This window comes from Streptomyces sp. NBC_00328 (assembly GCF_036139655.1).
Lineage (GTDB): Bacteria > Actinomycetota > Actinomycetes > Streptomycetales > Streptomycetaceae > Streptomyces.
In genome coordinates this window covers 2,004,714-2,029,767 of sequence record NZ_CP108013.1, presented here as the reverse complement: position 1 = coordinate 2,029,767, position 25,054 = coordinate 2,004,714, and the positions used below count along the sequence as shown (strand labels likewise).

The 25,054-nt window shown below is 72.0% G+C and carries 25 protein-coding genes; 12 read left to right on the top strand and 13 right to left on the bottom strand.

The window, feature by feature from the left end; genetic code table 11:
• The first annotated feature begins 3 nt into the window (after positions 1 to 3).
• Together OG485_RS08760 and OG485_RS08755 are read left to right on the top strand one after the other, a co-directional pair.
• The gene (locus OG485_RS08760; protein WP_328665567.1) at positions 4 to 1,788 is read left to right on the top strand and encodes a sodium/solute symporter; all 1,785 of its coding nucleotides are present in this window, start codon (positions 4 to 6) and stop codon (positions 1,786 to 1,788) included.
• Positions 1,789 to 2,059: 271 nt separating this feature from the next.
• Positions 2,060 to 3,265, top strand: coding sequence for a sensor histidine kinase (locus OG485_RS08755; RefSeq protein WP_328665565.1), 1,206 nt, complete (start codon positions 2,060 to 2,062; stop codon positions 3,263 to 3,265).
• Between the two features lie 90 nt (positions 3,266 to 3,355).
• On the opposite strand, the gene OG485_RS08750 is transcribed toward OG485_RS08755, so the two are convergent.
• The 5 genes from OG485_RS08750 to OG485_RS08730 all read right to left on the bottom strand — a co-directional run bounded on the left by OG485_RS08750 (position 3,356) and on the right by OG485_RS08730 (position 8,012).
• Positions 3,356 to 3,514 (bottom strand): hypothetical protein, encoded by a 159-nt coding sequence (locus OG485_RS08750; RefSeq protein WP_328665563.1) that lies wholly within the window; start codon positions 3,512 to 3,514, stop codon positions 3,356 to 3,358.
• A gap of 122 nt (positions 3,515 to 3,636) precedes the next feature.
• Positions 3,637 to 4,590, bottom strand: a complete 954-nt coding sequence (locus OG485_RS08745; protein ID WP_328665561.1) for a cytochrome c oxidase assembly protein — start codon at positions 4,588 to 4,590, stop codon at positions 3,637 to 3,639.
• A 136-nt stretch (positions 4,591 to 4,726) separates the two neighbouring features.
• Entirely contained in the window at positions 4,727 to 5,752 is a 1,026-nt protein-coding gene (locus OG485_RS08740) for a 6-phosphofructokinase (RefSeq protein WP_328454995.1), read from the bottom strand.
• A 273-nt stretch (positions 5,753 to 6,025) separates the two neighbouring features.
• Complete coding sequence (locus OG485_RS08735; protein WP_328665559.1) at positions 6,026 to 6,754, bottom strand: type 1 glutamine amidotransferase; 729 nt, start codon at positions 6,752 to 6,754, stop codon at positions 6,026 to 6,028.
• Positions 6,755 to 6,773: 19 nt separating this feature from the next.
• Positions 6,774 to 8,012 (bottom strand): MurT ligase domain-containing protein, encoded by a 1,239-nt coding sequence (locus tag OG485_RS08730; RefSeq protein ID WP_328665558.1) that lies wholly within the window; start codon positions 8,010 to 8,012, stop codon positions 6,774 to 6,776.
• A 153-nt stretch (positions 8,013 to 8,165) separates the two neighbouring features.
• Between OG485_RS08730 and def the strand changes: the two genes are divergently transcribed.
• Complete coding sequence (gene def / locus OG485_RS08725; RefSeq protein ID WP_328665556.1) at positions 8,166 to 8,705, top strand: peptide deformylase; 540 nt, start codon at positions 8,166 to 8,168, stop codon at positions 8,703 to 8,705.
• 75 nt (positions 8,706 to 8,780) lie between these two features.
• Here def and OG485_RS08720 read toward each other — a convergent pair whose 3' ends face one another.
• Positions 8,781 to 9,425: a TetR family transcriptional regulator gene (locus OG485_RS08720; RefSeq protein WP_326789157.1), complete on the bottom strand. Its 645-nt coding sequence runs from the start codon at positions 9,423 to 9,425 to the stop codon at positions 8,781 to 8,783.
• A gap of 169 nt (positions 9,426 to 9,594) precedes the next feature.
• Here OG485_RS08720 and OG485_RS08715 point away from each other — a divergent pair, with 169 nt between their 5' ends.
• From OG485_RS08715 to OG485_RS08705, 3 genes are all read left to right on the top strand, one after another.
• The gene (locus OG485_RS08715; RefSeq protein ID WP_328665554.1) at positions 9,595 to 10,824 is read left to right on the top strand and encodes an acyl-CoA dehydrogenase family protein; all 1,230 of its coding nucleotides are present in this window, start codon (positions 9,595 to 9,597) and stop codon (positions 10,822 to 10,824) included.
• 365 nt (positions 10,825 to 11,189) lie between these two features.
• Positions 11,190 to 11,681 carry a hypothetical protein gene (locus OG485_RS08710; RefSeq protein ID WP_328665552.1) on the top strand — a complete coding sequence of 164 codons (492 nt, stop codon included), beginning with the start codon at positions 11,190 to 11,192 and terminating at the stop codon, positions 11,679 to 11,681.
• 371 nt (positions 11,682 to 12,052) lie between these two features.
• Complete coding sequence (locus OG485_RS08705) at positions 12,053 to 12,730, top strand: transcriptional regulator (RefSeq protein WP_328665550.1); 678 nt, start codon at positions 12,053 to 12,055, stop codon at positions 12,728 to 12,730.
• Between the two features lie 133 nt (positions 12,731 to 12,863).
• Here the strand turns inward: OG485_RS08705 and OG485_RS08700 are convergent, their stop codons facing one another.
• The 5 genes from OG485_RS08700 to OG485_RS08680 form a co-directional block, all read right to left on the bottom strand.
• A complete protein-coding gene (locus tag OG485_RS08700; protein ID WP_328665548.1) occupies positions 12,864 to 13,103 on the bottom strand; it encodes a DUF6213 family protein in 240 nt (79 codons plus the stop codon).
• 25 nt (positions 13,104 to 13,128) lie between these two features.
• Entirely contained in the window at positions 13,129 to 14,520 is a 1,392-nt protein-coding gene (locus OG485_RS08695) for an NADP-dependent succinic semialdehyde dehydrogenase (protein ID WP_328665546.1), read from the bottom strand.
• Positions 14,521 to 14,629: 109 nt separating this feature from the next.
• Positions 14,630 to 15,106: an NUDIX domain-containing protein gene (locus tag OG485_RS08690; protein ID WP_328665544.1), complete on the bottom strand. Its 477-nt coding sequence runs from the start codon at positions 15,104 to 15,106 to the stop codon at positions 14,630 to 14,632.
• Positions 15,103 to 16,641, bottom strand: coding sequence for an ATP-dependent DNA ligase (locus tag OG485_RS08685; protein WP_328665542.1), 1,539 nt, complete (start codon positions 16,639 to 16,641; stop codon positions 15,103 to 15,105). The genes OG485_RS08690 and OG485_RS08685 overlap by 4 nt, the downstream gene beginning before the upstream one ends.
• 73 nt (positions 16,642 to 16,714) lie before the next feature.
• Complete coding sequence (locus OG485_RS08680) at positions 16,715 to 17,698, bottom strand: NAD(P)/FAD-dependent oxidoreductase (protein ID WP_328665541.1); 984 nt, start codon at positions 17,696 to 17,698, stop codon at positions 16,715 to 16,717.
• Between the two features lie 62 nt (positions 17,699 to 17,760).
• Here OG485_RS08680 and OG485_RS08675 point away from each other — a divergent pair, with 62 nt between their 5' ends.
• The 6 genes from OG485_RS08675 to OG485_RS08650 all read left to right on the top strand — a co-directional run bounded on the left by OG485_RS08675 (position 17,761) and on the right by OG485_RS08650 (position 23,221).
• Positions 17,761 to 18,405 (top strand): helix-turn-helix domain-containing protein, encoded by a 645-nt coding sequence (locus OG485_RS08675; RefSeq protein WP_328455010.1) that lies wholly within the window; start codon positions 17,761 to 17,763, stop codon positions 18,403 to 18,405.
• 139 nt (positions 18,406 to 18,544) lie between these two features.
• Positions 18,545 to 19,522 carry an NADPH:quinone oxidoreductase family protein gene (locus OG485_RS08670; RefSeq protein WP_328665538.1) on the top strand — a complete coding sequence of 326 codons (978 nt, stop codon included), beginning with the start codon at positions 18,545 to 18,547 and terminating at the stop codon, positions 19,520 to 19,522.
• The gene (locus OG485_RS08665) at positions 19,519 to 20,721 is read left to right on the top strand and encodes an acyl-CoA dehydrogenase family protein (RefSeq protein ID WP_328665536.1); all 1,203 of its coding nucleotides are present in this window, start codon (positions 19,519 to 19,521) and stop codon (positions 20,719 to 20,721) included. Before OG485_RS08670 ends, OG485_RS08665 begins: the two co-directional genes overlap by 4 nt.
• Positions 20,718 to 21,824, top strand: coding sequence for an acyl-CoA dehydrogenase family protein (locus OG485_RS08660; RefSeq protein WP_328665534.1), 1,107 nt, complete (start codon positions 20,718 to 20,720; stop codon positions 21,822 to 21,824). The genes OG485_RS08665 and OG485_RS08660 overlap by 4 nt, the downstream gene beginning before the upstream one ends.
• Positions 21,825 to 22,058: 234 nt before the next feature.
• On the top strand, positions 22,059 to 22,922 hold the full coding sequence (locus tag OG485_RS08655; protein WP_328665532.1) for a phosphatidylinositol-specific phospholipase C/glycerophosphodiester phosphodiesterase family protein: 864 nt from the start codon (positions 22,059 to 22,061) through the stop codon (positions 22,920 to 22,922).
• 104 nt (positions 22,923 to 23,026) lie between these two features.
• Positions 23,027 to 23,221: a hypothetical protein gene (locus tag OG485_RS08650; protein WP_326789170.1), complete on the top strand. Its 195-nt coding sequence runs from the start codon at positions 23,027 to 23,029 to the stop codon at positions 23,219 to 23,221.
• A 12-nt stretch (positions 23,222 to 23,233) separates the two neighbouring features.
• On the opposite strand, the gene OG485_RS08645 is transcribed toward OG485_RS08650, so the two are convergent.
• Both OG485_RS08645 and OG485_RS08640 read right to left on the bottom strand, forming a co-directional pair.
• Positions 23,234 to 24,463, bottom strand: a complete 1,230-nt coding sequence (locus tag OG485_RS08645) for a phosphodiester glycosidase family protein (protein ID WP_328665530.1) — start codon at positions 24,461 to 24,463, stop codon at positions 23,234 to 23,236.
• Between the two features lie 75 nt (positions 24,464 to 24,538).
• A complete protein-coding gene (locus tag OG485_RS08640; RefSeq protein ID WP_328665528.1) occupies positions 24,539 to 24,898 on the bottom strand; it encodes a DUF779 domain-containing protein in 360 nt (119 codons plus the stop codon).
• Positions 24,899 to 25,054: the final 156 nt, after the last annotated feature.

Sequence of the window (25,054 nt, the reverse complement as noted above, 5' to 3'; positions counted from 1 at the left end):
ACCGTGAACGAGAACTACTCCGTTCCCGCCGTCGCCCTCGTCGTCCTCGCGACCGTCCTGGTCGGCGCGTTCGGGCTGCGCATCTCCCGGACCACCTCCGACTTCTACGTCGCCTCGCGCACCGTCGGCCCCCGGCTCAACGCGGCCGCGATCAGCGGCGAGTACCTCTCCGCCGCCTCCTTCCTGGGCATCGCCGGCCTGGTGCTCGTCCAGGGACCCGACATGCTCTGGTACCCGGTCGGCTACACCGCCGGCTATCTCGTGCTGCTCCTCTTCGTCGCGGCCCCCCTGCGCCGCTCCGGCGCCTACACCCTGCCCGACTTCGCGGAGGCCCGGCTCGGCTCCCAGGCCGTCAGACGGCTCGCCGGGGCGTTCGTCGTCGGCGTCGGCTGGCTCTACCTGCTGCCCCAACTGCAGGGAGCGGGGCTGACGCTGGCGGTGCTGACCGACGCCCCCGACTGGTTCGGCGGGGTACTGGTCGCCGTCGTCGTGGTGGCCACGGTCGCCGCGGGCGGCATGCGCAGCATCACCTTCGTCCAGGCCTTCCAGTACTGGCTCAAGCTCACCGCCCTGCTCGTGCCCGCGCTCTTCCTGATCCTCGCCTGGCAGTCCCACGGCGCCCCCCGCGACGCCTTCGAGGAACCGCCGGCCTTCCGCGAACAGCGCCTCGTCCAGATCGACTCCACACTCGACCTGAAGCTCACCCGGCCCCTGACCGTCACCGCCACGGGCACGGTCGACGGCCGTCGGTACGAGGCCACGCGCGTCCGGCTCCCGCGGGGCACCCACCGCGTCGACGGCGGCACCCGGCTGACCTTCGACCGGGGCACTCCGGTCCCGGCGGCCGAACGCGGCAGCGACGACGCCCTGTCGGCCTCCCCGACCGCCGCCGGCCGCGAGGAACGCCCCCTCTACGCCACCTACGGCCTGATCCTCGCCACCTTCCTCGGCACGATGGGCCTCCCGCACGTCGTCGTCCGCTTCTACACCAGCCCGCACGGTGTCGCCGCCCGCCGCACCACCGTCGCCGTACTCGGCCTGATCGGCGCCTTCTATCTCCTGCCGCCCGTCTACGGAGCGCTGGGCCGGCTGTACGCCCCCGAACTCAGCCTCACCGGCGACGCGGACGCCGCCGTCCTCCTGCTGCCCGACAGGATGATCGGCGGAGCCGGCGCGGACCTGCTCGGGGCGCTCGTCGCGGGCGGCGCCTTCGCCGCGTTCCTCTCGACGGCGTCCGGGCTCACCATGGCGGTCGCCGGGGTGCTCACCCAGGACGTCCTGCCCTCCCGCGGCGTACGGCACTTCCGGCTCGGCACCGTCCTGGCGATGGCCGTACCGCTCGCCGCGAGCGTGCTGGTGGGAGGGCTGCCCGTCGCCGACGCGGTGGGGCTCGCGTTCGCCGTGTCCGCGTCCTCCTTCTGCCCGCTGCTGGTCCTCGGCATCTGGTGGCGGCGGCTCACCCCGCCCGGGGCGGCGGCCGGGATGATCGGCGGCGGCGGCGCGGCCCTCGTCGCCGTCGGCGCCACCATGGCCGGCTATCCGGGGACGACGGGCTCCCTGCGCGCCCTGCTCGCCTGGCCGGCCCTCTGGTCGGTGCCGCTCGGCTTCGTGACCATGGTGCTGGTCTCGCTGGCCACCGCCGCCCGCGTACCGGCCGGCACGGCCGCGATCCTCGCCCGCTTCCACCTCCCGGAGGAACTCACGGACGGCCAGGTCCGCGCCGCGGTCGGCGGGACAGCGGGCGCGGCGGCGGGCATGGCGGCGGGCACGAAGGAGGCGGGGCCATGAGGGCCCCGGCCGACGGGTCGCGGGGCAAGGGGCTGCCACGTGGAGGGTGGCTGCGGGGCGAGAGGTCCTGGGCCGGGTGGCCGCGATCCCGCCGGCCGCGGGGACGGGGGTTGAGCCGGTCTTCCGAGCGGTGGTCGCGCGGGCCGTCCGGGCGGTGGTCGTGGTGGCTGTGCCGGTGGGCCGCGCGCTGGTCGTCCGGATCCGGGTCCGGGTTCGAGTCCGAGCCGGGCCGGGCGTCGGCGTGCGGCTTCGGGGCAGGAGCGGTGAGCCGGTGAGCGGGTTCATCGCCGGGCTGTGTGTGGCCGTGCTCCCCTTGCTGGCGGCCGGATTCTGGCTCGGCAGGCGTACCGCCCGGCCCGAGAACCTCGGCGGACTCGGCACCCCGGTCGAGCACGCCACCTTCGAGACCCTGCACACCGCCTCGCTCGCCGCGCCCCCGCTCCGCGCCGGACTCACCGAGGAGACGGCCCGCCGGTCCGCCCGCCGGCTGCGCACCCTGCTCGGCACGGACGCCCTGTGCCTCACCGACCAGGAGACGGTCCTCGCCTGGGACGGCGTCGGCTCCCACCACCGCACCGAGGTCATGGAACGTCTCGGCGGTCCGCTGGAGACCGGCCGGGGCGAGGCCTTCAGGCTGGCCTGCGACGAGCCCGACTGCCCCCTGCGCTGGGCCGTCGTCGCACCGCTCACCGTCGACGACCGGGTGCACGGAGCCCTCGTCGCCTGCGCGCCCCGCGAGTCCGCGGTCCTCGTACGCGCCGCCGGCGAGGTCGCGCGCTGGGTCTCCGTCCAACTGGAGCTGGCCGACCTCGACCGGTCCCGGACACGGCTGATCGAGGCGGAGATCAAGGCGCTGCGCGCCCAGATATCCCCGCACTTCATCTTCAACTCGCTCGCCGTGATCGCCTCGTTCGTCCGCACCGACCCGGAGCGCGCCCGCGAGCTCCTGCTGGAGTTCGCCGACTTCACCCGCTACTCGTTCCGCAGGCACGGCGACTTCACCACGCTCGCCGACGAGCTGCACGCCATCGACCACTATCTGGCACTCGTCCGGGCCCGCTTCGGCGAGCGGCTGTCCGTCACCCTCCAGATCGCCCCCGAGGTGCTGCCGGTCGCGCTGCCCTTCCTCTGCCTCCAGCCCCTGGTGGAGAACGCCGTCAAGCACGGACTCGAGGGCAAGACCGACAAGAGCCACATCAGCATCACGGCACAGGACGCCGGTGCGGAGGCACTCGTGGTCATCGAGGACAACGGCGTGGGCATGGACCCCGAACGGCTGCGCCGCATCCTGTCCGGCGAGGCCGGCCCCGCCGGGGGAATCGGTCTCTCCAACGTCGACGAACGGCTGCGTCAGGTGTACGGCGACGATCACGGCCTGGTCATCGAGACCGCGGTGGGAGCCGGAATGAAGATCACCGCCCGGCTCCCCAAGTACCAGCCCGGCGTGCACTCGGCGGCCGGCCGTCCCCGGCAGTGACGGATCGGCCGCCCTTGGCCGTGACGGGGGGACCCGGCGGACGGACCCGGCGGACCGGGGGAGAGGCCGGCCGGTGCGACGGGCTCGCGGTCAGGTGCCGTGGGAGGCCACCATCCCCAGTGTGATCAGACCGAGCACGACCCAGCCGAACCACAGCCAGCCGTTGCTGCCCAGCGCCACCGTGTAGGCCGTCACCACGACGAGCCCGCCCACGGTGAGCACCCCCATCGTCTTCGTCGAACCGGGCATCGCAGCACCCTCCTCGAGGCGGGTCCGCGGCGCGGGCCGTGGCCTTTGGGGCCATTTTCACCCGGAGGGACGCGCTTCGCCAGGGCCGTGCGGACTCCCGGTCACCCGGGCGGAGCCGGAATTCAGCGGCTGCGTGCGTTGAGCGAGGCCAGGTAGGCGTTGTAGGCCTCGAGTTCCTTGTCGCCGTCCCGGTCGGCGGCGCGGTCCATGCGCTTGGCCTGGCGCTGCTCGGAGCTGTACCACTGGAAGAGCAGCGCGAGCAGGACGAGTACGGAGGGGATCTCGCTGAACGCCCAGGCGATCCCGCCGGCGGCGGTCTGGTCGGCGAGCGCGTCGATGCCGAGGGAGGCCGGCGGATTCCTGTACGACTCGACCATCGGTCCCGAGGCCATCATCAGCGCGATGCCGAAGAACGCGTGGAACGGCATCCCCGCGAACAGCTCCAGCATCCGCATCAGATAGCCCGGGCGGTGCGGGCCCGGGTCCACGCCCATGATCGGCCAGAAGAAGAAGAGGCCGACGGCGAGGAAGTGGCACATCATCACGATGTGGCCCGCGGTGGAGCCCATCAGGAAGTCGAAGATGGGGGAGAAGTACAGCGCGTACAGGCTCGCGATGAACATCGGGATGGTGAACGCCGGGTGCGTGACGACCCGCATGTACCGGCTGTGCAGGAACATCATCAGCAGTTCACGCGGCCCCTTGCTGCCCCGCTTCGCGGCCACCGGCAGCGCGCGCAGCGCCAGCGTGACCGGAGCCCCGAGCAGGATCAGGATCGGGGACAGCATGCTGATCACCATGTGCTGGACCATGTGCACGCTGAACATGACCATGCCGTAGTCGTTCAGCCGGGTGCACATGACGAGCATCACGGTCAGCACGCCGATGACGAAGGAGGCCGTACGGCCCCACGACCAGGCGTCGCCGCGCCGGGCCAGCCGGACGGCTCCCCAGCCGTACAGGCCGAGCCCGAGCAGGCACGCGACGAGGAAGAACGGGTCCGCGGACCACTCGAGCCCCCGCCCCAGCGTGAACGGCGGCAGATCCATGGTCATGCCGTGCCCGCTGTGATCCATCCGCCGGCTCCTGTTTCTGGGGTGCCTCCCCGGCCCTTTTACGGCACTGGGGGAGGTTGTGCGCTGTCTGTCCGCACCAGAGTAGAACCGCCCCCGGCCGCGACTGCGACCGGGGGCGGCTCCGACGGCGTACGGCTCAGAGCACGCACTCCGCCTCGGCGTAGCGCTCGTCCGGAACCGTCTTCAGGGTCTCGACCGCCTCGGCGAGCGACACCATCACGATGTCGGTCCCGCGCAGCGCGGTCATCTTCCCGAACTCGCCCCGGTGCACGGCTTCCACGGCGTGCCACCCGAACCGGGTCGCGAGCACGCGGTCGTACGCCGTCGGGGTGCCGCCCCGCTGCACGTGGCCGAGGATGACCGGGCGGGCCTCCTTGCCGAGCCGTTCCTCCAGCTCGATGGAGAGCTGCCGGGCGATGCCCGCGAAGCGCTCGTGGCCGTAGATGTCCTTGCCGCCCTCGTCGTACCGCATGGAGCCCTCGCGGGGCTTGGCGCCCTCGGCGGCGACGACGATGGCGAACCGCTTGCCGGCCTCGAACCGTTCGCCGACCTTCGCGGCCAGCTCCTCGATGTCGAAGGGCCGCTCCGGTACGACGATGGCGTGGGCGCCCGCGGCCATGCCGGAGTGCAGCGCGATCCAGCCGGTGTGGCGGCCCATGACCTCCACGATCAGGACACGCTGGTGGGACTCCGCGGTGGTCTTCAGCCGGTCCAGGGCCTCGGTCGCGACACCGACGGCCGTGTCGAAGCCGAAGGTGACGTCCGTGACCGCGATGTCGTTGTCGATGGTCTTCGGCACGCCGACGATGGGCAGGCCGCCGTCCGACAGCAGGCGGGCCGCCTTCAGCGTGCCCTCGCCGCCGATCGGGATGATCGCGTCGAGCCCGAGGTCCGCGACGTGCCCCTTGGCCCGCTCCACGCCGTCACGCAGATGCGCGGGCTGGACCCGGGAGGAGCCGAGCATGGTGCCGCCGCGAGCCAGGATTCCGCTCACCGCGTCGAGGTCGAGCTTGAGGTAGTCGCACTCCAGGAGACCCTTCCAGCCGTCCCGGAAGCCGATGACCTCGTCGCCGTGGTCGACGACGGCGCGGTGTACTACCGACCGGATGACGGCGTTCAGGCCGGGGCAGTCGCCGCCGGACGTGAGGACACCAATGCGCATAGCCCGAAATACCTTCTCAACGTGGTCCGGGGACCGGACCACGTTGTCCGGCAAGGATCCCCGCCACCCTACCGGCGGGAGGGGTCCGCGCCCTACCGTGCGTCCGCCTGCTGGACGTGCCCGCTCACCTGTGCGGATGCGGTTTCAGACGGGCTCCGGGCGGGGCCGGACGGGCCTGTTCGGTGGAGCAGAAACGGTTCTTCCCGGGAAACGCAAAGAGGAACCGTTCCTCCTCGAGAAACGGTTCCTCTCACCCGCCGGGGCGGGCCGGCCCTACGCGGGCTGCTGGGCGGACGCGATGCGCTCGGAGCGCAGCGCCTCGTACCAGCGGTCGTCGGTCGGCGGCAACGCGTTGACGTCGAGGGCCAGCTTCAGCAGCAGGTCCGCGATCTGCGGGTTGCGGGCGAGGACGGGCCCGTGCATGTACGTGCCGAACACGGTGTCGTTGTACGCGCCCTCGGTGCCGTCACCCGTGCCGTTGCCCTTGCCGAGCCGCACGTTCGCGAACGCGCGGGCGGTGGGCCCGAGGTGGGTGACGCCCTGGTGGTTCTCGAAGCCGGTGAGCTGGGGCAGACCGAGCCGCGGGTCGATGTCGCCGAGGACGTCGCCGACGCACCGCTCGCCCTCGCCGCGCACCGAGACCACGTCGAGCAGGCCGAGGCCCGGCTCGCGCTGGCCGAGGTCGTTGATGAACTCGTGCCCGAGGATCTGGTAGCCGGCGCAGACGGAGAACACGATCGCGCCGTTGCCGACCGCGCGCTCCAGACCGCCGTCGCGGCGCAGCCGCTCCGCGGCGAGCCGCTGCGGCCGGTCCTCGCCGCCGCCGATGAGGTAGATGTCACCGGAGGTCGGGACCGGCTGGTCGCTGCGCACGTCGACACGGGCCACGTCGAGGCCGCGCTGACGCGCCCGGCGCTCCACGACGAGGGCGTTGCCCTGGTCGCCGTAGGTGCTCAGCAGGTCCGGGTAGATCCACACCAGGCGCAGGCTGTTGTCCGTCATTCTCTTCGTCCTCCGTGGCTCAGTTGCCGACACGACGCCTCAAGTCCTGGAATGCGGTGTAGTTCGCGATGACCTCGATGCGTCCGGGCGGCGCCATCTGCACGGCCTGGTCGAGGGTGTCGCAGACCTGGAACTGCTGGTTGGCGACTTCGAGGCGGACGGCGAGGTCGAGCTTGCGGTCGCCGAGAACGAAGATCGGGTGTCCGGTCAGGCGGGTGTAGTCGACGTCCCACAGCCAGGAGGTGTCCGTGCCGTCGGCGCCGCGCGCGTTCACCGACAGGATGACCGGGGTCGGCGGCGGGTCGATCAGGGAGAAGGTCTCCAGCCAGCCCGCGGGGTTCTTGGCGAGCAGCAGACGCAGATCGCGCTCCATGAACTGGACCACGTCATAGCGTCCGGCCACGGCCTGCACCTGGTACATGCGCTCCAGGGCGACCTGCGGCGGCACTCCGAAGACGGCGGCCACGGCGGCCGACGAGGCGGCGTTCGCCTTGTTGGCGCGGCCCGGCAGCTGGAGGTGGATCGGCCACGCGGAACCGTGCGGGTCGAGGACGTGGTCCCCGGACAGGGCCCAGGTCGGCGTGGGACGGCGGAAGCCGCAGTCGCCGCAGAACCAGTCGTCGCCGGGGCGCTGCATCACGCCACCGCACGACGGGCAGGACCAGGCGTCTTCCTTCCACATCTGGCCCGCCGCCACCCACATGACGTTCGGCGAGGAGGACGCGGCCCAGACCACCAGCGGGTCGTCCGCGTTGGCGACCACGACGGCCTTGGAGCCGGCCAGCCCCTCGCGCCAGTGCTCGGCCATCATCCGGGTCTCGGCGGCCCGGTCGAGCTGGTCGCGCGAGAGGTTCAGCAGCGCGATGCACTTCGGGTCGGTGTCACGTGCCACACCGGCGAGGTACTTCTCGTCGACCTCGATGACCGCGAACTTGGCGTCCGAGCCGCCGGCCAGCGCCGAGGTGATGCCCGCGGGCATGTTGGCGCCGAGCGCGTTGGACACGACCGGGCCGGCGGCGCGCAGCGCCTCCGCGATCAGCCGGGTCGTCGTGGTCTTGCCGTTGGTCGCCGACACCAGGATCACGTCCAGGTGTGTGGCGAGCCTCGCCAGCAGGTCGGGGTCGAGCTTGAGCGCCACCCGGCCGCCGATCACCGATCCGCTGCCGCGTCCGGCGGCTCGCGAGACGGCTGCCGCCGCCTTGCCCGCCGTCACGGCCAGCTTGGCCCGCGGCGACAGCGGGTCCGAGTTGCCTGACATCGTTTCTCGATCCTCCTTGCGTACGCGCCGCGCCCCTGCCCCCGGCACATGTGGGGGTCAGCCTATCGAGATCCACTCACGGGCCCGAATCGCGGCACCATCTCGGTGCCGGCGCGACATGCGCGCGCCTGCCAGGACCGTACCCTTGCCGCCATGCGACACGGTTCCATCCCCGGCACCCACGGGCGCGTCCGGCCCCTCATCCTGCTAGGTGACCCCGTCCTGCGTACAGCCTGCGAGGACGTCACAGATTTTGGTCCTCAACTCGCGGAGCTCGTCGAGGACATGTTCGCGACGATGTACGCCGCCGAGGGCGTCGGTCTCGCCGCGAACCAGATCGGCGTCGGTCTGAGGGTCTTCGTGTACGACTGCCCGGACGACGACGATGTCCGTCATGTCGGATATGTGGTGAACCCCCGTCTTGTCGAGGCGGACGGTGTGGTCCTGCGCGGACCGGAGGGCTGTCTCTCGCTGCCCGGTCTGGAGGCCGGCACCGAGCGCTTCGACCACGCGGTCGTCGAGGGCCGCACGGTCACCGGCGAGCCGGTCACCGTGCACGGCACCGGCTGGTTCGCTCGCTGCCTCCAGCACGAGTGCGACCACCTCGAAGGCGGGGTGTACGCGGACCGGGTCACCGGGTGGCGACGGCGGCGTCTTCTGCGCAAGGTGGCGCGGGCTTCCTGGAGCGGCTGAGGGCCGTCCGGTGCCGCCGACCGTCTCCCGCGGCGGGCGGCACGCCTGCTGACGGGGTGTCCGTATGAGCCCCGGTCAGAAACCCGGGCCGCCGACGCGGTCACCCGCCGCCGCGAGACGGCCCCACAACAGGTCGGCCAGGCTTCGGACCAACTCGGCGCGCGTGCACGGCCGTTCGCCGAGCCACCAGTCCCCGGCGGCGTGCATCATGCCGACGATGCCGTGGCCCCACACCCGCGCCAGCTGCTGGCTGCCCGGTCCGAGGTCCACCCGCTCCTCGATGACCTCGGCCAGTTCCTCGCCCATGCGACGCAGCACGGGCGCCGAGTACTTGCCCACGTCGAACCCGGCGTCGCCCGGCTGGCCGCCCTCCGCCGGATGCATCAGGAAGCGGTAGACCTGCGGTCGTGCCTCGATGGCGGCCAAGTACGTGTCGAGGGTCGCCTCCACGCGCTCACGTCGTTCGGCGGGGGCGTCCAGTGCCGCCCGCAGCGCTTCGAGGAGGGCGTCGGTGTGCCGCTTGGCGAGTGCCGCGTACAGGCCGCCCTTGTCGCCGAAGTGGCGGTACAGGATGGGCTTCGTGATGCCGGCCTCGGCGGCGATGGCGTTCATGGAGGCCCCGGGGCCGTCGCGGAGCACCACTCTGTCGGCGGCTTCCAGCAGTTCGCGCCGGCGGCGGTCGGCGGACCTCTGCTGATCCGTCCGTTGTGTGGTGTCCATGTGCTCTCCCCACCCGTGGTGATTCGGTGACGCCTGCGCAAACTAACACTGATCGTCGTATGGGTATCGAACGGGATCCCGAGCCGGGTTCGGGAGTTGACTTTTCCTACTAGCCGGTAACACACTCCAGTTACCGCAAGTAACAGCTTAGTGCAGCGCTGGAGGGGACATGGCCGAGTTCACCATGGAGCTCAACGACGAACAGAAGGAGGTCCGGGACTGGCTGCACGGCTTCGCCGCCGATGTCATCCGCCCCGCGGCCGCCGAATGGGACGAGCGCGAAGAGACTCCCTGGCCGGTCATCCAGGAAGCCGCCAAGGTCGGCATCTATTCCCTGGACTTCTACGCGCAGCAGTACTTCGACGCCACCGGGCTCGGCATACCCATGGCGATGGAGGAGCTGTTCTGGGGCGACGCGGGCATCGCGCTGTCCATCGTCGGCACCGGCCTCGCCGCCGTGGGCGTCCTCGCCAACGGCACCGAGGAGCAGATCGGCACCTGGATCCCCCAGATGTACGGGGATGCCAACGATGTCAAGGTCGCCGCCTTCTGCTCCTCCGAGCCCGACGCCGGCTCCGACGTCGCCTCGATGCGCACGCGTGCCGTCTACGACGAGGCCAAGGACGAGTGGGTCCTGAACGGTACGAAGACCTGGGCGACGAACGGCGGCATCGCCAACGTCCACGTCGTCGTCGCGGTCGTCGACGCGGACCTCGGCTCCAAGGGCCACGCCTCCTTCATCGTGCCGCCGAGCACGCCCGGCCTGTCGCAGGGCCAGAAGTTCAAGAAGCACGGCATCCGCGCCTCGCACACCGCCGAGGTCGTCCTGGAGAACGTCCGTATCCCCGGCTCCTGCCTGCTCGGCGGCAAGGAGAAGCTCGACGAGCGCCTCGCCCGTGCCCGCGAGCGCGCCAGGGCCGGTGGCGGCGAGCGGGTGAAGAACGCCGCGATGGCCACCTTCGAGGCCTCCCGCCCGGCCGTCGGCGCCATGGCGGTGGGCACCGCGCGCGCCGCGTACGAGGTCGCCCTCGACTACGCGAAGACGCGTGAGCAGTTCGGCCGCCCGGTCATCGACAACCAGGGTGTCGCCTTCCAGCTCGTCGACATGGCCACCTCGATCGACGCGGCGCGGCTGCTGGTGTGGCGGGCGTCCTGGATGGCGGTCAACGGCAAGCCGTTCACGTCCGCCGAGGGATCGATGTCGAAGCTGTTCGCCAGCGAGACGGCGAAGAAGGTCACCGGTCAGGCGATCCAGATCCTGGGCGGCAACGGTTATACGCGGGAGTACCCGGTGGAGCGCATGCACCGCGACGCGGCCATCTACACGATCTTCGAGGGCACCAGCGAGATCCAGCGCCTGGTGATCGCCCGCACCCTGTCCGGGATGCCGATCCGCTGAGGCGTGTTCCCAGCGGGACACGCGTAGATCGATGCTGCGAAAGCGGCCCTCCCAATCATCGGGGAGGGCCGCTTTCGTTCGTCCGCTGAAAGATCCAATGTGTTCCGGCGACCGGACGACCTGGTCCCTGTCCATCGTCTCCCAGGCGGTGGGGTCTTCCCTCGTTCGCACCCTCGCCGCCGGCCCGGTCGTTGAGACGGCCGAGCTGACGAATCGGACGAGCTTGAACTACAGGCCGTCGGCGATCCGTCGCGGCCGCCTGCCCCCGCGCAGCAAAAGGCCTCGACTGTCCCCGGTCGGGGTCCTCGCTTGTGCCCGCTACCACCCGTTCCGGTCACAGGCCCGTCATAAGCATCACGCCCCGCATGAATGCCCCCTACTCTCACCGATCACAAACCAGTACCAACAGCACTACTCAGGGAAAAACAGTGGCCAAAGGTAAAATTCTCGGTGGCATCATCATCGGCGTCATCGCCATCGGCGGCTGCAACGCCGCCATGAACAACAGCGGCGGCACCAAAACCGGCACCGACAGCGCCAAACCCGCAGCCGGCGCGGCCGACAACAAGAACACCGCCAGCCAGGCCGAAGAGTTCACAGCCTGCGTCACCAAGAACGGCACCCCCACCGAGAAGGCCGCCGTCAAACACGTCACCAAAGTCACCGGTGCCGACAAGCGCAACGACATCCTCGACTCCGCCGAGGTGTACACCGACTTCACCGGCGGACTTGCAGGCCCTCACTCAGGTGAGGGAAAGCTGATCGCGACCGCGTTCACGTCCTGCTACGAGTCCGACAACGGGCTCGTCACCGTCTACGACAAGAACGGGCAGATGCTCGCCAACGCCCAGTTCTGACAGTCGTATCCACCGCAGAGCACGCCGAGACCCCGAGCCGCACGCGCCCGGGGTCTCGCAACATCGGCATTGCCATCGGACCGCAGTGTCACGCCCCCTCGTGCACAACTGGCTCGGGGCATGGCCAAGCTTCCCGTACCACCGCCGAGGAGCCGCACCGTGCACGACCACACCCCCGACGGCGACGGCTACGCAGGTGCCGGGCCGGGGGGAACGAGACGCGGCGTGTGGGCGAGCGGGGCCGGCTTGCTCCCGGGTGGCTCTCGTCACCCCACCGGACCTGGGATTTCGCGTCGGACCGCGGGGAACCGGGGGTGACCGTGCACTCTGGTCGCGGGGGCTCGGAGTCAGCCGGACCGAAGGAGCGTGTGATGACGCGGACGGCCAGGGAACTGCTGGAGGGCGTCACGGGGAACCTCGCCCCGGACCCGCACGCCAATCGGCTGCTGCCGTTGATCGCCCGGGGCGCCGCCCAGCTCGGCACGCTCGCCGCCCTCGCCCTGGAACAGCGTCTTGTGATCGCCGCGGATCACCGGGCGTTCGTTCATCTGGCCCAACGCTCGGCGGCCGCCGACGCGGAGAGCGCCGCCTTCTTCGCGACGCTCGCCGAGGGCGAGGCGGTGGCCGGGGACCGGCTCACCGCGTTCGCCGCCGCGGTGGGAGCCGACGAGGCACGGGCGGCGGAGTACGAACCCCTCGCCGACTGCCAGGCCTATCCCGCGTACGTCGCCTGGCTCGCCCTGAACGGGGAGCCGGCCGACGTGGTCATCGCGCTCGGCGCCAACATCGCGGCCTGGGGCGGCTACTGCGAGACCATCGCCGAGGCCCTGCGCCGTCATTACGGCTTCGACGACGAGGTCTGCGGCTTCTTCGACTTCTTCGCCGAGCCCGCGCCCGACCTGGAGATCAAGGCACTGGCCGCCGTACAGGCGGGGCTCGACGCCGAACGGATCTCACTGGACGACGTCCTGCGCCACGGGCGGCTGCTCCAGGCCTACGAGGAGAAGTTCTGGCACGCGCTGTGGGAACTGGACCAGCGGGTCGCCTGAACCCGGCTCCGGCCGGACACCGGGCCGGGCGCGGCACACTCGCCGGTCCCGCCCGGCCTCCGGCGGGGCCGGGGGGTTCGGAAGCGGAACGGCGTCCGCCGCTCGATCCGGTCCGGCGCCGTCACCGACCCGTTCAGCGGCCGGTCGGGCCGCTGCTGTGCGCGATGCAGGCCACGTCGATCCGATCGGCCAGTTTGGCCAGTTCGATCGTGAGCGCGGCCACCGTGTCCTCGTCGAGGCCGTCCTGGCCGGCCTCCACCAGATGCAGCCACCGGCCGCCCACCGTGCGCAGCAGCTTGCTGACGTCGCCGGCGGCCACCTGCAACGTGCCGCGGTCGTCGACGATCAGGGGGAGGGTCACTTCGCGGTTCACACGAGGGATCGTAGCTGCGGAACGCTCACGCTCCGTGCCATACGGTGGTGATGTTGCAGAACTCGCGGATTCCGTGCCCCGACAGTTCGCGCCCGTAGCCGGACCGCTTCTCCCCGCCAAAGGGGAACGCCGGGTGCGAGGCCGTCATCCCGTTGACGAACACCCCGCCCGCCTCCAGATCGCGCACGAACCGCTCCACCTCGGCCTCGTCACGCGTCCACACGTTCGAGCTGAGCCCGAACGGGGTGTCGTTGGCGAGGGCCACCGCCTCGTCCAGACCGGCGGCCCGGTACAGCGTGGCGACCGGCCCGAACGTCTCCTCCTGGTGGATGCGCATCGCGGGCGTGATGTCGGTGAGCACGGTCGGCGCGTAGTACCAGCCGCCGCCGAAACCGTCGGGGCGTTCGCCACCGCACAGCACCGTCGCCCCGTTCTCGACCGCGTCGTCGACCAGTTCCTCCAGGTCGGCACGGCCCTGTTCGGTGGAGAGCGGCCCGATCTCGGTGTCCTCCTCCAGCGGGTCGCCGACCTTGAGGGCCCGCATACCCGCCGCGAACCGCTCCGCGAAGGCGTCGAACACGTCGGCGTGCACGATGAACCGCTTGGCGGCGATGCACGACTGCCCGTTGTTCTGCGCACGCGCCGTCACGGCGATCGTCGCCGCGCGCTCCACATCGGCGGACGGCATCACGACGTACGGGTCGCTTCCGCCCAGCTCCAGCACCGTCTTCTTCACCTCGTCCCCGGCGACCGAGGCGACCGCCCGGCCGGCCGGTTCGCTGCCGGTGAGGGTGGCCGCCTTGACCCGCGGGTCGCGCAGGACGCCCTCGACCGCCCCCGACCCGATCAGCAGCGTCTGGAAGCAGCCCTCGGGGAAGCCCGCACGCCGGAACAGGTCCTCCAGGTACAGGGCCGTCTGCGGAACGTTCGAGGCGTGCTTGAGCAGTCCCACGTTGCCCGCCATCAGCGCGGGCGCGGCGAAGCGCACCACCTGCCAGAGCGGGAAGTTCCAGGGCATCACGGCGAGCACGGGGCCGAGCGGCCGGTAGCGCGCGAGGACCCGGGAGGCCCCGGAGTCCGCGGCGTCGGCGGGGGCGGCCAGTTCGTCGGCGAGCAGGTCCTCGGCGTGGTCGGCGTACCAGTGCATGGCCTTGGCGCACTTGGCGGCCTCCGCCCGGGCCTGCTTGACCGGCTTGCCCATCTCGGTGGTCATCACCCGGCCGATGTCCTCGAGGTCCTCGTCCAGCAGACCGGCCGCGCGGTGCATGAGCCGGGCCCGTTCAGCGAACGGGGTGGTGCGATACGTACGGAACGTGGCCTCGGCGGCAGCGAGCCTGCGCTCGATCTCCTCGGCGCCGAGGGCGTCGTACGTCTTGAGCGTCTCGCCGTTCGCCGGGTTCACCGTCGCGATGGGCATGGCCGACCTCCTGAAAGCTGGCTGTTCCCCGACCCTCCCGCGCGGTGCCGCGCGGCGCAACGCGGGCGGGCCCCGAGGTGAGCCGACGCTGCTGGCCGAACGCCGGCTCTCAGGCCGAGTGCTCAGCCAGCCGGTCGAGAAACACGGTCTGCCCCTTGACGAGCAGAGGGCGGGCCCGCTCCGGGGTCATCCACTCCACCCGGTCGAGTTCGGGAAACTCCTGCCGCCGCCCCGACTTCGGCGGCCACTCCATCGTGAACGTGCCGGGGACCACGGCCGCCGGATCGAGGTCCGCCTCGATCGCCCAGGCCGTGACCACCTTGCCGTTCGTCTGGGTGACCTCGCCGAGCGCGAGCGCCTCGCCGTCGGGCGGCGGCAGCCCGAGCTCCTCCCGGAACTCACGGCGGGCTGCGTCCCAGGCACTCTCGTCGGGCTCGTACTCGCCCTTGGGAAGGGTCCAGGCCCCGGCGTCGCGCCGCGCGAAGTACGGGCCGCCCATATGGCCGACCAATACCTCCATGCCGTGGTCGGTGTGCCGGAACAACAGGAGTCCCGCGCTCCTGCGTCCGTGCTGCGCTGCGCTCATCGCGTCACCTCCGGGTGGGCGGCCAGCAGGGTGTCCACGGTGTCGGCCTCGGCCGCCCGCTTGTCCTCGCGATAACGCACGACCCGGGCGAAGCGGAGGGTGACGCCGGCCGGGTAGCGGGTGGAGCGCTGCAGACCGTCGTACGCGATCTCGACGACGAGCTCGGGCCGTACGGTCACCACGTGGCCGTCGTCCGCGACGGCCAGCTCCCGGAACCGGTCGGTCTGCCAGGTGAGCATCGCGTCGGTCATGCCCTTGAACGTCTTGCCGAGCATCGCGAACGAGCCGTCGGCGGTACGGGCGCCCAGGTGCAGGTTCGAGAGCTTGCCGGTGCGCCGCCCGTGACCCCATTCGGCCGCCAGGACCACCAGGTCGAGGGTGTGCACGGGTTTGACCTTGAGCCAGGCGGCACCGCGCCGGCCCGCGCCGTAGGGGGCGTCGAGGGCCTTCACCACGACACCCTCGTGCCCCCGGGCCAGCGCGTCGGCGAGAAACGTCTCGGCCCGCGCGGCATCGCCCGGCCCCGGCACGAGCGTCCGCCGGACCCGCATCGGCTCGGGCACCAGCCGTGCCAGTTCCGCGTGCCGATCGGTGAACGGCAGATCCAGCAGGTCCCGCCCGTCCACGGACAGGGCGTCGAAGAAGACGGGGGAGACGGGCACGGTCCGCGCGGCCGCCACCACGTCCACGCGGGACCCCACCCGCGCGGCCGTCTCCTGGAAGGAACGCGGCCGTCCCCGGTCGTCCAGCGCGATCACCTCGCCGTCCAGGATGAACCGCTCGCCCCGCAATTCCATGGCCGCTGCGGTGAGTTCGGGTAGTCGGTCGGTGATGTCGTCGAGGGTGCGGGTGTAGACGCGGACGTCCTCGCCGTCCCGGTGCAGCTGCACCCGGATGCCGTCGAGCTTCTCCTCGACCGCGCAGGCGCCGAGTTTGCCGACCGCCTCGGAGACCGAGGCGGCGGAGTGGGCCAGCATCGGCAGCACCGGGCGGCCGACGGTGAGCCGGAAGCCGTCCAGTGCGCCCGGACCGTCCGCGAGCAGGGCCCGCGCCACCGCCCGCAGGGAACCCGCCAGCATCACCGCCCGGCGTACGTCCCCCGCGGGTGCGCCGGTCGCCTCCGCGAGTCCCTCCACCGCGAGCGCGTCCAGCGCGCCCTGGCGCACCTCGCCGGTGAGCAGCCCGAACAGGAAGCGCTGTTCCTCCTCCGTGGCCGCCTCCATCAACTCGCCCACCAGGCGGGCCCGTTCGGCTTGCGAACCGGTGCCGGAGACCTTGCCGAGCGTGGTGAGCCGGGCGTCCACCTCGCGCACGGTGAGGGTGGGTTCGGCGGCGGGCGCGACCTCTGTGCTCAGCACCTTCCAGCCGACGCCGAGGCGGCCCTGCGGCAGCCGGCCCGCCAGATACGGGATCACGATCGGCGCGTCGTCCGCCTCGGCGTCCCGGAACAGCTCCGCGAGCAGAGCGGTCTTCCGGGACCGCGCCGAGGTGGCGGCGACCTCGTGGGACACATGGGCGAGCCTGCTCAGCAGCATGCAGCCATCGTGCAACGCGAGCGCCCATTTCACACCCGTACGGGATCCGGTGCGCGCCCCCGGCCGACGTGTTTCAGCCCTGCCCGCGCGCGATCGCCGCGTCGAGGTCCGCGAACAGGAGTTCGCCGTTGAGCGTGGCCGCCGCGCGGTATCCGCCGCTCGCCGCGTTCACCACCTGCTCCGCGAAACCGGCGGCGTTGCCGGCCGCCCAGACGCCGGGCACGCTGGTGAGCCCGGTCGGGTCGACGACCGGGTAGCTGCCGAACGGCGTCTCCCGCAGTTCCGCGCCCAGCCGTTCGAGCAGGCCGGTCCGCGGTACCGGGCGCGGCGCCACGAACAGCACCGAGCGGTCGTGCGCGGTCCCGTCCGCGAGCCGTACGCCGGTCAGCCGGTCCCCGGCGACCACCAGCTCCGCCACCTCGCCGGGCACCACGGCGACCCCGGCGGCGGCGAGCCGGCGCAGGTCGTCGTCCGTGAGCTCGTCCTCGGCCACCGTGTGCAGGAACAGCGTGACGTCGTTCGACCACTGGCCGACCATCAGCGCCTGGTGCACGCTCATGGGCGTCGTGGCCAGCACGCCGAAGGCCTCGTCGCGGACCTCCCAGCCGTGGCAGTACGGGCAGTGCAGCACATCGCGCCCGAAGCGCTCGGCGACGCCGGGCACCGACGGCAACTCGTCGGCCAGACCCGTCGTGACGATCAGCCGGCGCGCGTGGACGGTGTCCCCGGACCCGAGCGTGACGTCGAACTCGCCGGCGCCGTCCCGGACGACGTCCACGACGCGGCCCCGGACGATCTCCACGCCGTACCCCTCGACCTCCCGCCGGCCCTCGGCGAGGAACTCGGCGGGCGGCATGCCGTCGCGGGTCAGATAGCCCTGCATGTGCGCGGCGGGCGCGTTGCGCGGCGCGCCCTCGTCGACGACGAGCGTCCGGCGCCGCGCCCGGCCGAGGACGAGGGCCGCGGAGAGCCCCGCCGTGCCGCCGCCCACGACGACGGCTTCGTACGTTCCGGCCGATGTTCCTGTCGTTGTCCCGGTCATGGTGACCACCTCCATGGAGAAGGTCGCCCCGTACCCTCCGGATTGACAAACGTCTTTGCCGATTCTGCAATAGAGGGATGAGTGACGCGGCCCGTGCGGGCGAGAGCGACGGCGGCGGGCGCGGGGTGACCGGCGACGCGGCGACGGACGAGGTCCTGGCCGAGGTGGGTCCGCGGCTGCGCCGGATCAGGAAGGAACGCGGGGCGACCCTGGCCGGGCTGTCCGAGGCGACCGGCATCTCGGTGAGCACGCTCTCGCGCCTGGAGTCGGGGCTGCGCAAGCCCAGCCTGGAGCTGTTGCTGCCCATCGCGCGGGCCCATCAGGTCCCGCTGGACGAACTGGTCGGTGCCCCGCCGGTGGGCGATCCCCGGGTGCGGGCCGAGCCGATCGTGCGCCATGGCCGCACGTACTGGCCGCTGACCCGCCAGCCCGGCGGACTCCAGGCCTACAAGGTGCTCGAACCGAAGCGGACGACGGAACCCGATCCGCGCACGCACGAGGGCTACGAATGGCTGTACGTGCTCTCCGGGCGGCTGCGGGTGGTTCTCGGCGAGCACGACGTCGTGCTGGAGGCCGGGGAGGCGGCGGAGTTCGACACGCGTGTGCCGCACTGGTTCGGGTCGGCGGGGGAGGGGCCCGCGGAGTTCCTGAGCCTCTTCGGCCCGCAGGGGGAACGGATGCACGTACGGGCGCGCCCCAAGGCCCGGTCCAAGGAGCTGTGAGAGGGGGCGGCGGCGCGGCAGCGGGCGCCGGCGCCGGGGCTCGGCGAAGACGCGGGGCGTCCGCTGTTCCCAGGGCGGCAAGCGACCGCTTAGTATGCGATGGACCCCGGTCAGCCGACACAGTCCCCTGGAGGCCCGCATGCAGGCATGGCAAGTGCACCAGAACGGCGAGCCCGCAGAGGCGATGCGCCTCCTGGAGGTGGATCGGCCGACGCCCGGTGACGGCCAGGTCCTGCTCAAGGTGCGCGCCGCGAACATCAACTTCCCGGACGCGCTGATGTGCCGCGGCCAGTACCAGGTCAGGCCCCCGCTGCCGTTCACGCCGGGAGTGGAGATCTGCGGCGAGACCGAGGACGGCCGCCGGGTGATCGCCAACCCCGCCCTGCCGCACGGCGGCTTCGCCGAGTACGCGGTCGCGGACGCCGCCGCCCTGCTGCCGGCCCCCGACGCCCTCGACGACGCCGAGGCCGCGGCCCTGCACATCGGCTACCAGACCGGCTGGTTCGGCCTGCACCGCCGGGCCCGCCTGGAGGCCGGCGAGACGCTGCTCGTCCACGCGGCCGCCGGAGGGGTCGGCAGCGCGGCCGTGCAGCTCGGAAAGGCGGCGGGCGCGCGGGTCATCGGTGTCGTGGGCGGCGCCGACAAGGCCGCCGTGGCGCGCGGGCTGGGCTGCGACGTCGTCGTCGACCGGCGCGCCGAGGACGTCATCGCCGCCGTCAAGGAGGCGACCGGCGGACGCGGCGCGGACGTGATCTACGACCCCGTGGGCGGCGAGGCCTACACCCAGTCCACCAAGGTCGTCGCCTTCGAGGGCCGGATCGTGGTCGTCGGGTTCGCGAGCGGTTCGATCCCGAGCCCCGCGCTGAACCACGCCCTCGTCAAGAACTACGCGATCCTCGGCCTGCACTGGGGCCTGTACAACACCAAGAACCCCAAGCTCGTCCTGCACTGCCACGAGCAGCTCACCGAACTGGCCGCACGGGGCGCGATCAAGCCGCTGGTGAGCGAGCGGGTGCCGCTGAGCGGGGCCGCCGCCGCCGTGCAGCGGGTCGCCGACGGAGTCACCACCGGACGGATCGCCGTGGTGCCCACACTGGAGAACGGAGCCGCCGCATGACCGACGCAGCCGAACTGCGCCGCCGCACCCAGGAGCTGCTGGCCGCGTACCCGCCCGGGGAAACGGACCGGCTCGACTTCCTCGGGGCCCGCTTCGACGCCGGCCTCGCCTGGGTGCACTACCCCGAGGGCCTCGGCGGACTCGGCGCCCCGCGCCGTCTCCAGGCCGTCGTGGACGCCGAACTGGCGGCCGCGGGCGCACCCGACAACGACCCTCGGCGGATCGGCATCGGCCTCGGCATGGCCGCCCCGACCATCCTCGGCTTCGGCACCGAGGAGCAGAAGCGGCGCTTCCTGCGGCCCCTGTGGGTCGGCGAGGAGGTGTGGTGCCAGCTCTTCAGCGAGCCCGGCGCGGGCTCGGACCTCGCCGCGCTCGGTACCCGCGCCGTCCACTCGGACACCGCCGGGGCCGGGAGCGGGGGAGAGTGGGTGATCAACGGACAGAAGGTGTGGACCTCCAGCGCCCACCTCGCCCGCTGGGCCATCCTCATCGCCCGCACCGACCCGGACGTGCCCAAGCACCGGGGCATCACCTACTTCATCTGCGACATGACCGACCCGGGCGTCGAGGTGCGGCCGCTGCGCCAGATCACCGGCGAGGCCGAGTTCAACGAGGTCTTCCTCACCGGCGTCCGCATCCCCGACGCACACCGCCTCGGCGAGGTCGGCGACGGCTGGCGGGTCGCGCAGACCACCCTGATGAACGAGCGCGTCTCCATCGGCGGCATGCGCATCCCGCGCGAGGGCGGCATGATCGGCCCGGTCTCCAGGACCTGGCGCGAGCGGCCCGAACTGCGCACCCACGACACGCACCAGCGGCTGCTGAGGCTGTGGGTCGAGGCCGAGGTCGCCCGGCTCTCCGGCGAACGGCTGCGCCAGCAGCTCGCCCAGGGCCAGCCCGGCCACGAGGGTTCCGGCATGAAGCTCGGCTTCGCCCGGCTGAACCAGGAGATCAGCGGACTGGAGGTCGAACTCCTCGGCGAGGAAGGCCTGTTGTACGAGGACTGGACGATGCGCCGGCCCGAACTGGTCGACTTCACCGGCCGGGACGCCGGATACCGCTACCTGCGCTCCAAGGGCAACAGCATCGAGGGCGGGACCAGCGAGGTCCTGCTGAACATCGTCGCCGAACGCGTCCTCGGCCTGCCGTCCGAGCCGCGCACCGACAAGGACGTCGCATGGAAGGACCTCGCCCGATGAGCCAGGTGAGCACCGAGCCCGATCTGCTCTACACCGAGGAGGAAGAGGCGCTGCGCGCCGCCATCCGCGACCTCCTCACCGACCGCTGCGCCGCGGCGGACGTCATCACCCGCGGCGAGTCCGGCGCTCCGCACGACCCCGAGCTGTGGAAGGCCCTCGCGGAGAGCATGGGCCTCGCGGGCCTGCTGGTGCCCGAGGAGCGGGGCGGCCAGGGTGCCACGCACCGCGAAGCCGCCGTGGTCCTGGAGGAGTTGGGCCGCGCGGTCGCCCCCGTGCCCTATCTGACGAGCGCCGTGGTCGCGACCGAGGCGCTGCTGGCCTGCGAGGGACCGGTCGCGGCCGACCTGCTCGCCGCACTCGCCTCCGGCCGGACGGTGGGCGCCCTCGCCGTCCCGCTGAACGTCGGACCGGGCGGCGCCTACCAAGCCGTACGGCTGGAGAACGGCTCCCTGCACGGGGAGCTGACGGGCATCGCGGACGCGGCGGCAGCCGATGTCCTGCTGGTCCCGGCCGAGGACGGCGGGCTGTACGCCGTCGACGCGGACGCCGTCACGATCGTCCCGCAGGTCAGCCTCGACCAGACCCGGCCGCTCGCCCGCGTCACCTTCGACTCCGCGCCCGCGCGGCAGCTCTCCGCGGACGCGCCCGCGGCCGTACGGCGTGCGCTGCGGGCCGGCGCCGGACTGCTCGCCTCCGAGCAGCTCGGGCTCGCCGACTGGTCGTTGACGGAGACGGTCCGCTACCTCAAGGAACGCAAGCAGTTCAACCGGCCGGTCGGCGGATTCCAGGCGCTCAAGCACCGGCTGGCCCAGGTGTGGCTGGAGGTCGTCAACACCCGTGCCGCCGCGCGGAACGCCGCCGACGCGCTGGCCACCGGCAGCGCGGACAGCGACGTGGCCGTCGCCGTCGCCCAGGCGTACGCGGCACCCGTCGCCGTGCACGCCGCCGAGGAGGCGCTCCAGCTGCACGGCGGCATCGGCATGACGTGGGAGCACCCGGTCCACCTGTATCTGAAGCGCGCCAAGGCCGACTCGATCGCCTACGGCACGGCGGGCGCGCATCGCGCGGCGCTGGCCGAACTGGTCGATCTCCAGGCGCCCTGACACCGCTCCGAGCCAAGCCCGCCCCACCTGGGGCGGGCTTTTTTCGTGCGCCCGCGACACACGCGGAGGGGAGGGGAGGGGAGGGGAGGGGAGGAACGCCCCGGTCCCGCCCGGATCCGGTGAAGTGAACGCGCAGCGTCGGTCCGGCCAACTCCCCTGAGAGCACGGTTTCTTGAGCCCCACCGGCCGCATACTCCCTGAGGTCCCGTACGGCACCCTCAAGGGAGGCGGAGCATGGCCCCAACCACCCGTCGCAGAGCCCTCACCACCTTCGGCGCCGCCCTCGCGGGCTCGGTCGCCCTGCCCGCGTCGCGGGCCCTGGCAGGCGAGGCGAAGCCCCGAACGCGCCCCCAGTGGCGCGCCCACGCGCACAACGACTACGAGCACCCGCGCCCCCTCCTCGACGCGCTCGGCCACCGCTTCGGTAGCGTCGAGGCCGACATCTACCTCGTCGGCGACCAACTCCTGGTCGCCCACGACCCGGTGGACCTCGACCCCACCCGCACGCTCGAATCCCTCTACCTCGAACCGCTGGCCGCTCGCGTCAGGGCCAACCACGGCTCGGTGTACCGGGGATATCACGAGCCGCTGCAACTGCTCGTCGACATCAAGACCGAGGGTTCCTCGACGTACCTCGAACTCGACCGTCATCTGCGCCGCTACCGGCACCTGTTCACGAGGTACGCGCACGGCCGGGTGCACCGCGGCCCGGTCACGGCCGTGATCTCCGGGGACCGCGCCGCGCGCGTGCCCATGGAGGCGCAGACCGAGCGGCTCGCCTTCTACGACGGCCGGCTCGCCGACCTCGGCAGCGCCGCCCCCGCCTCCTTCATCCCGCTGATCAGCGACAACTGGACACTCAACTTCAGCTGGCTGGGAGAGGGCCCGTTCCCGGGCGCCGAGTGCGAGAAACTGCGGGGCATCATGGCGGCCGCGCACGCGCGTCGGCAGAAGGTCCGGTTCTGGGCCACCCCCGATCTTGCGGGTCCGACACGCGAGGCGCTCTGGCGCGAACTTCTCGCCGCCGACGTCGACTACCTCAACACCGATGACCTGGGCGGTCTCGAAGAGTTCCTGGACGCCCACGACCGACGGTAGAAGACCACCCGTTCGGGGGACACGTCAGCCGCCCGGGCGATCCCTCCGCTACGCCACACTTACGGCCGAACGCCGCGAAGTGGACGTGGCGGAGGAGGTTGACAATGGCCATTTCCATCTCTGCGGTGCTGTTTCTCCTGGTGCTGGCGGTGATCTTCCTGCGCAACGGTGGGCTGAAGATGTCCCACGCGCTGATCTGCGCCCTGCTCGGGTTCCTGCTGGCCAGCACGAGCATGGCCCCGACGATCCACAGCGGTCTCACCGCGACCGCGGACATCGTGGGCAGTCTGACGCCATGACGTGCCGCCGTTTCACGGGCGCGTGAACACCCCGATACCGTTCGGGACGGGACGCTCGGCGCCGCCGCTCGGGTGGTTGAGGACGCTGACGGTGTCCGCCCCCGCCTGCCGGGCGACCATCGTGGTGGATCCGCCGCCGTCCAGACTGAAGGCGTCCTGTGACCCCAGCTGCCCCATCGCCGCGGTCACTTCGGCGATGGTGAGACCGCCGCGGAACTCCGGGGCTCCGTCGAGGGCGAGGAGCTGCATCCGGCGCCCGTGGTCGGAGAAGCCCACCGCGGTCCGTACGGCGGAGGTCCTGTCGTCCAGACCCGGCAGCGGCACGCCGCCGGTCATCATCGGATAACCCCCGACCGCGAACCGGTACGGCACCCGGGAGGACTTGGCCACCAGCCGGTGCCGCACCCCGACCCACTCGCCCACGGACAGCTTCCGCAGCTGCTGGGCGCCCGCCTCGCGGCCGACCAGCACGGTGGTGCCGGGTGCGATGGCTCCGCCGCCCGGAGTGCCGGCGGCGGACACGACCCGCCCGCGGCTGACCGTCACCTCGTAGGTGTCGGTGCTGCACGGCGCGGCCCGGTCCGTGTCCGTACCGCAGGTCGCGCGCACCCGCGAGGCGCTGCCCCAGTCCGCGGTGAACGCGCCGACGGAACCGACCGGCAGCGCGTACTGGTTGAACCCGCCGAGCGGCCAGGTGCCGTCGGGGCTGCGGACGGACCCGTCGAGGGCCACGCTGTCCAGCCGGGCCCGGCGGTCGACGCCCACACCGAACACGTCCTCGGTGGTCGTGCCGGGCGGCAGCGCGGGTCCGAACCGCTGGCCGTTCGGGACCGCTGCCTTGAGCCCGCGGCCGCTCGCGATCGCCGGACCCACGGTCGCGCCCGTCGCCTCGACGCCCGGATGCTGGGTCTCCGTGATGTTGAAGAAGTCGCCGTTGACCCCGGCGACCGCGCCCCGGGAGCCGGCCAGCTCGGACACGGGCTCCCGGGACGCCACGGCGCCGGGGTAGAGGAGATCGACGCGCACATGGGGATTGCGCAGATCGACGTTCAGCACATGCGCGTGCGCCACTCCCTTGGCCGCCGGGATGTCCAGCTGCGTGTACTCGACGCCGGGCGCGATGTCCGTCGCGCTCTCCGCGCCGTCGGCCGGTGCCGCCCCCGTCAGGGCCGCACCGGCCAGCGCTCCGGTTGCCGTGAAGACCGTCAGTGCCGTTCTGAACCGTCTGCCAAGACGCGTCACGGTGCCCCCTGATGTCTCGTCAACTGTGCCAGGACCCAGGGGAATTGCACCAGAGACAGGGACCCGGGCCGGTGGCTAGGCGCCGACGACGCGGGAACGGATCAGAAAACGCACTCCTTCGGGTGCTTCGAGGGAGAAGCCGCTGCCCCGGCCCGGCACGACGTCCACGATCAGGCGCGTGTGGCTCCACAGCTCGTACTGGCTCTTCGAGATCCAGAACGTCACCGGCTCCTCGACACCCTCGATCTCCAGCTCGGCCAGCAGCACGTCGGAACCGCCGGTGCGGAACTCGCCCTCCGGAAAGCACATGGGCGCGCTGCCGTCGCAGCAGCCGCCCGACTGATGGAACATCAGCGGTCCGTGCTGGACGCGCAGACGCCGCAGCAGTTCGGCGGCCGCGGGCGTCAGCTCCACGCGCGGGACGACGACGTCCATCGGCTCTCCCCCTCGGGTCTCACGGCTGTCGCGGACCAGCCGACCAGACCGGACGTTGCGAGAGGGTTGCACGCCCCGGACGCACGAGAGGCCGGCCCCCGGTGACACCCCGCTTGGTGCGGGTCGTCACCGAGGACCGGCCTCGGGAGCGTTCGT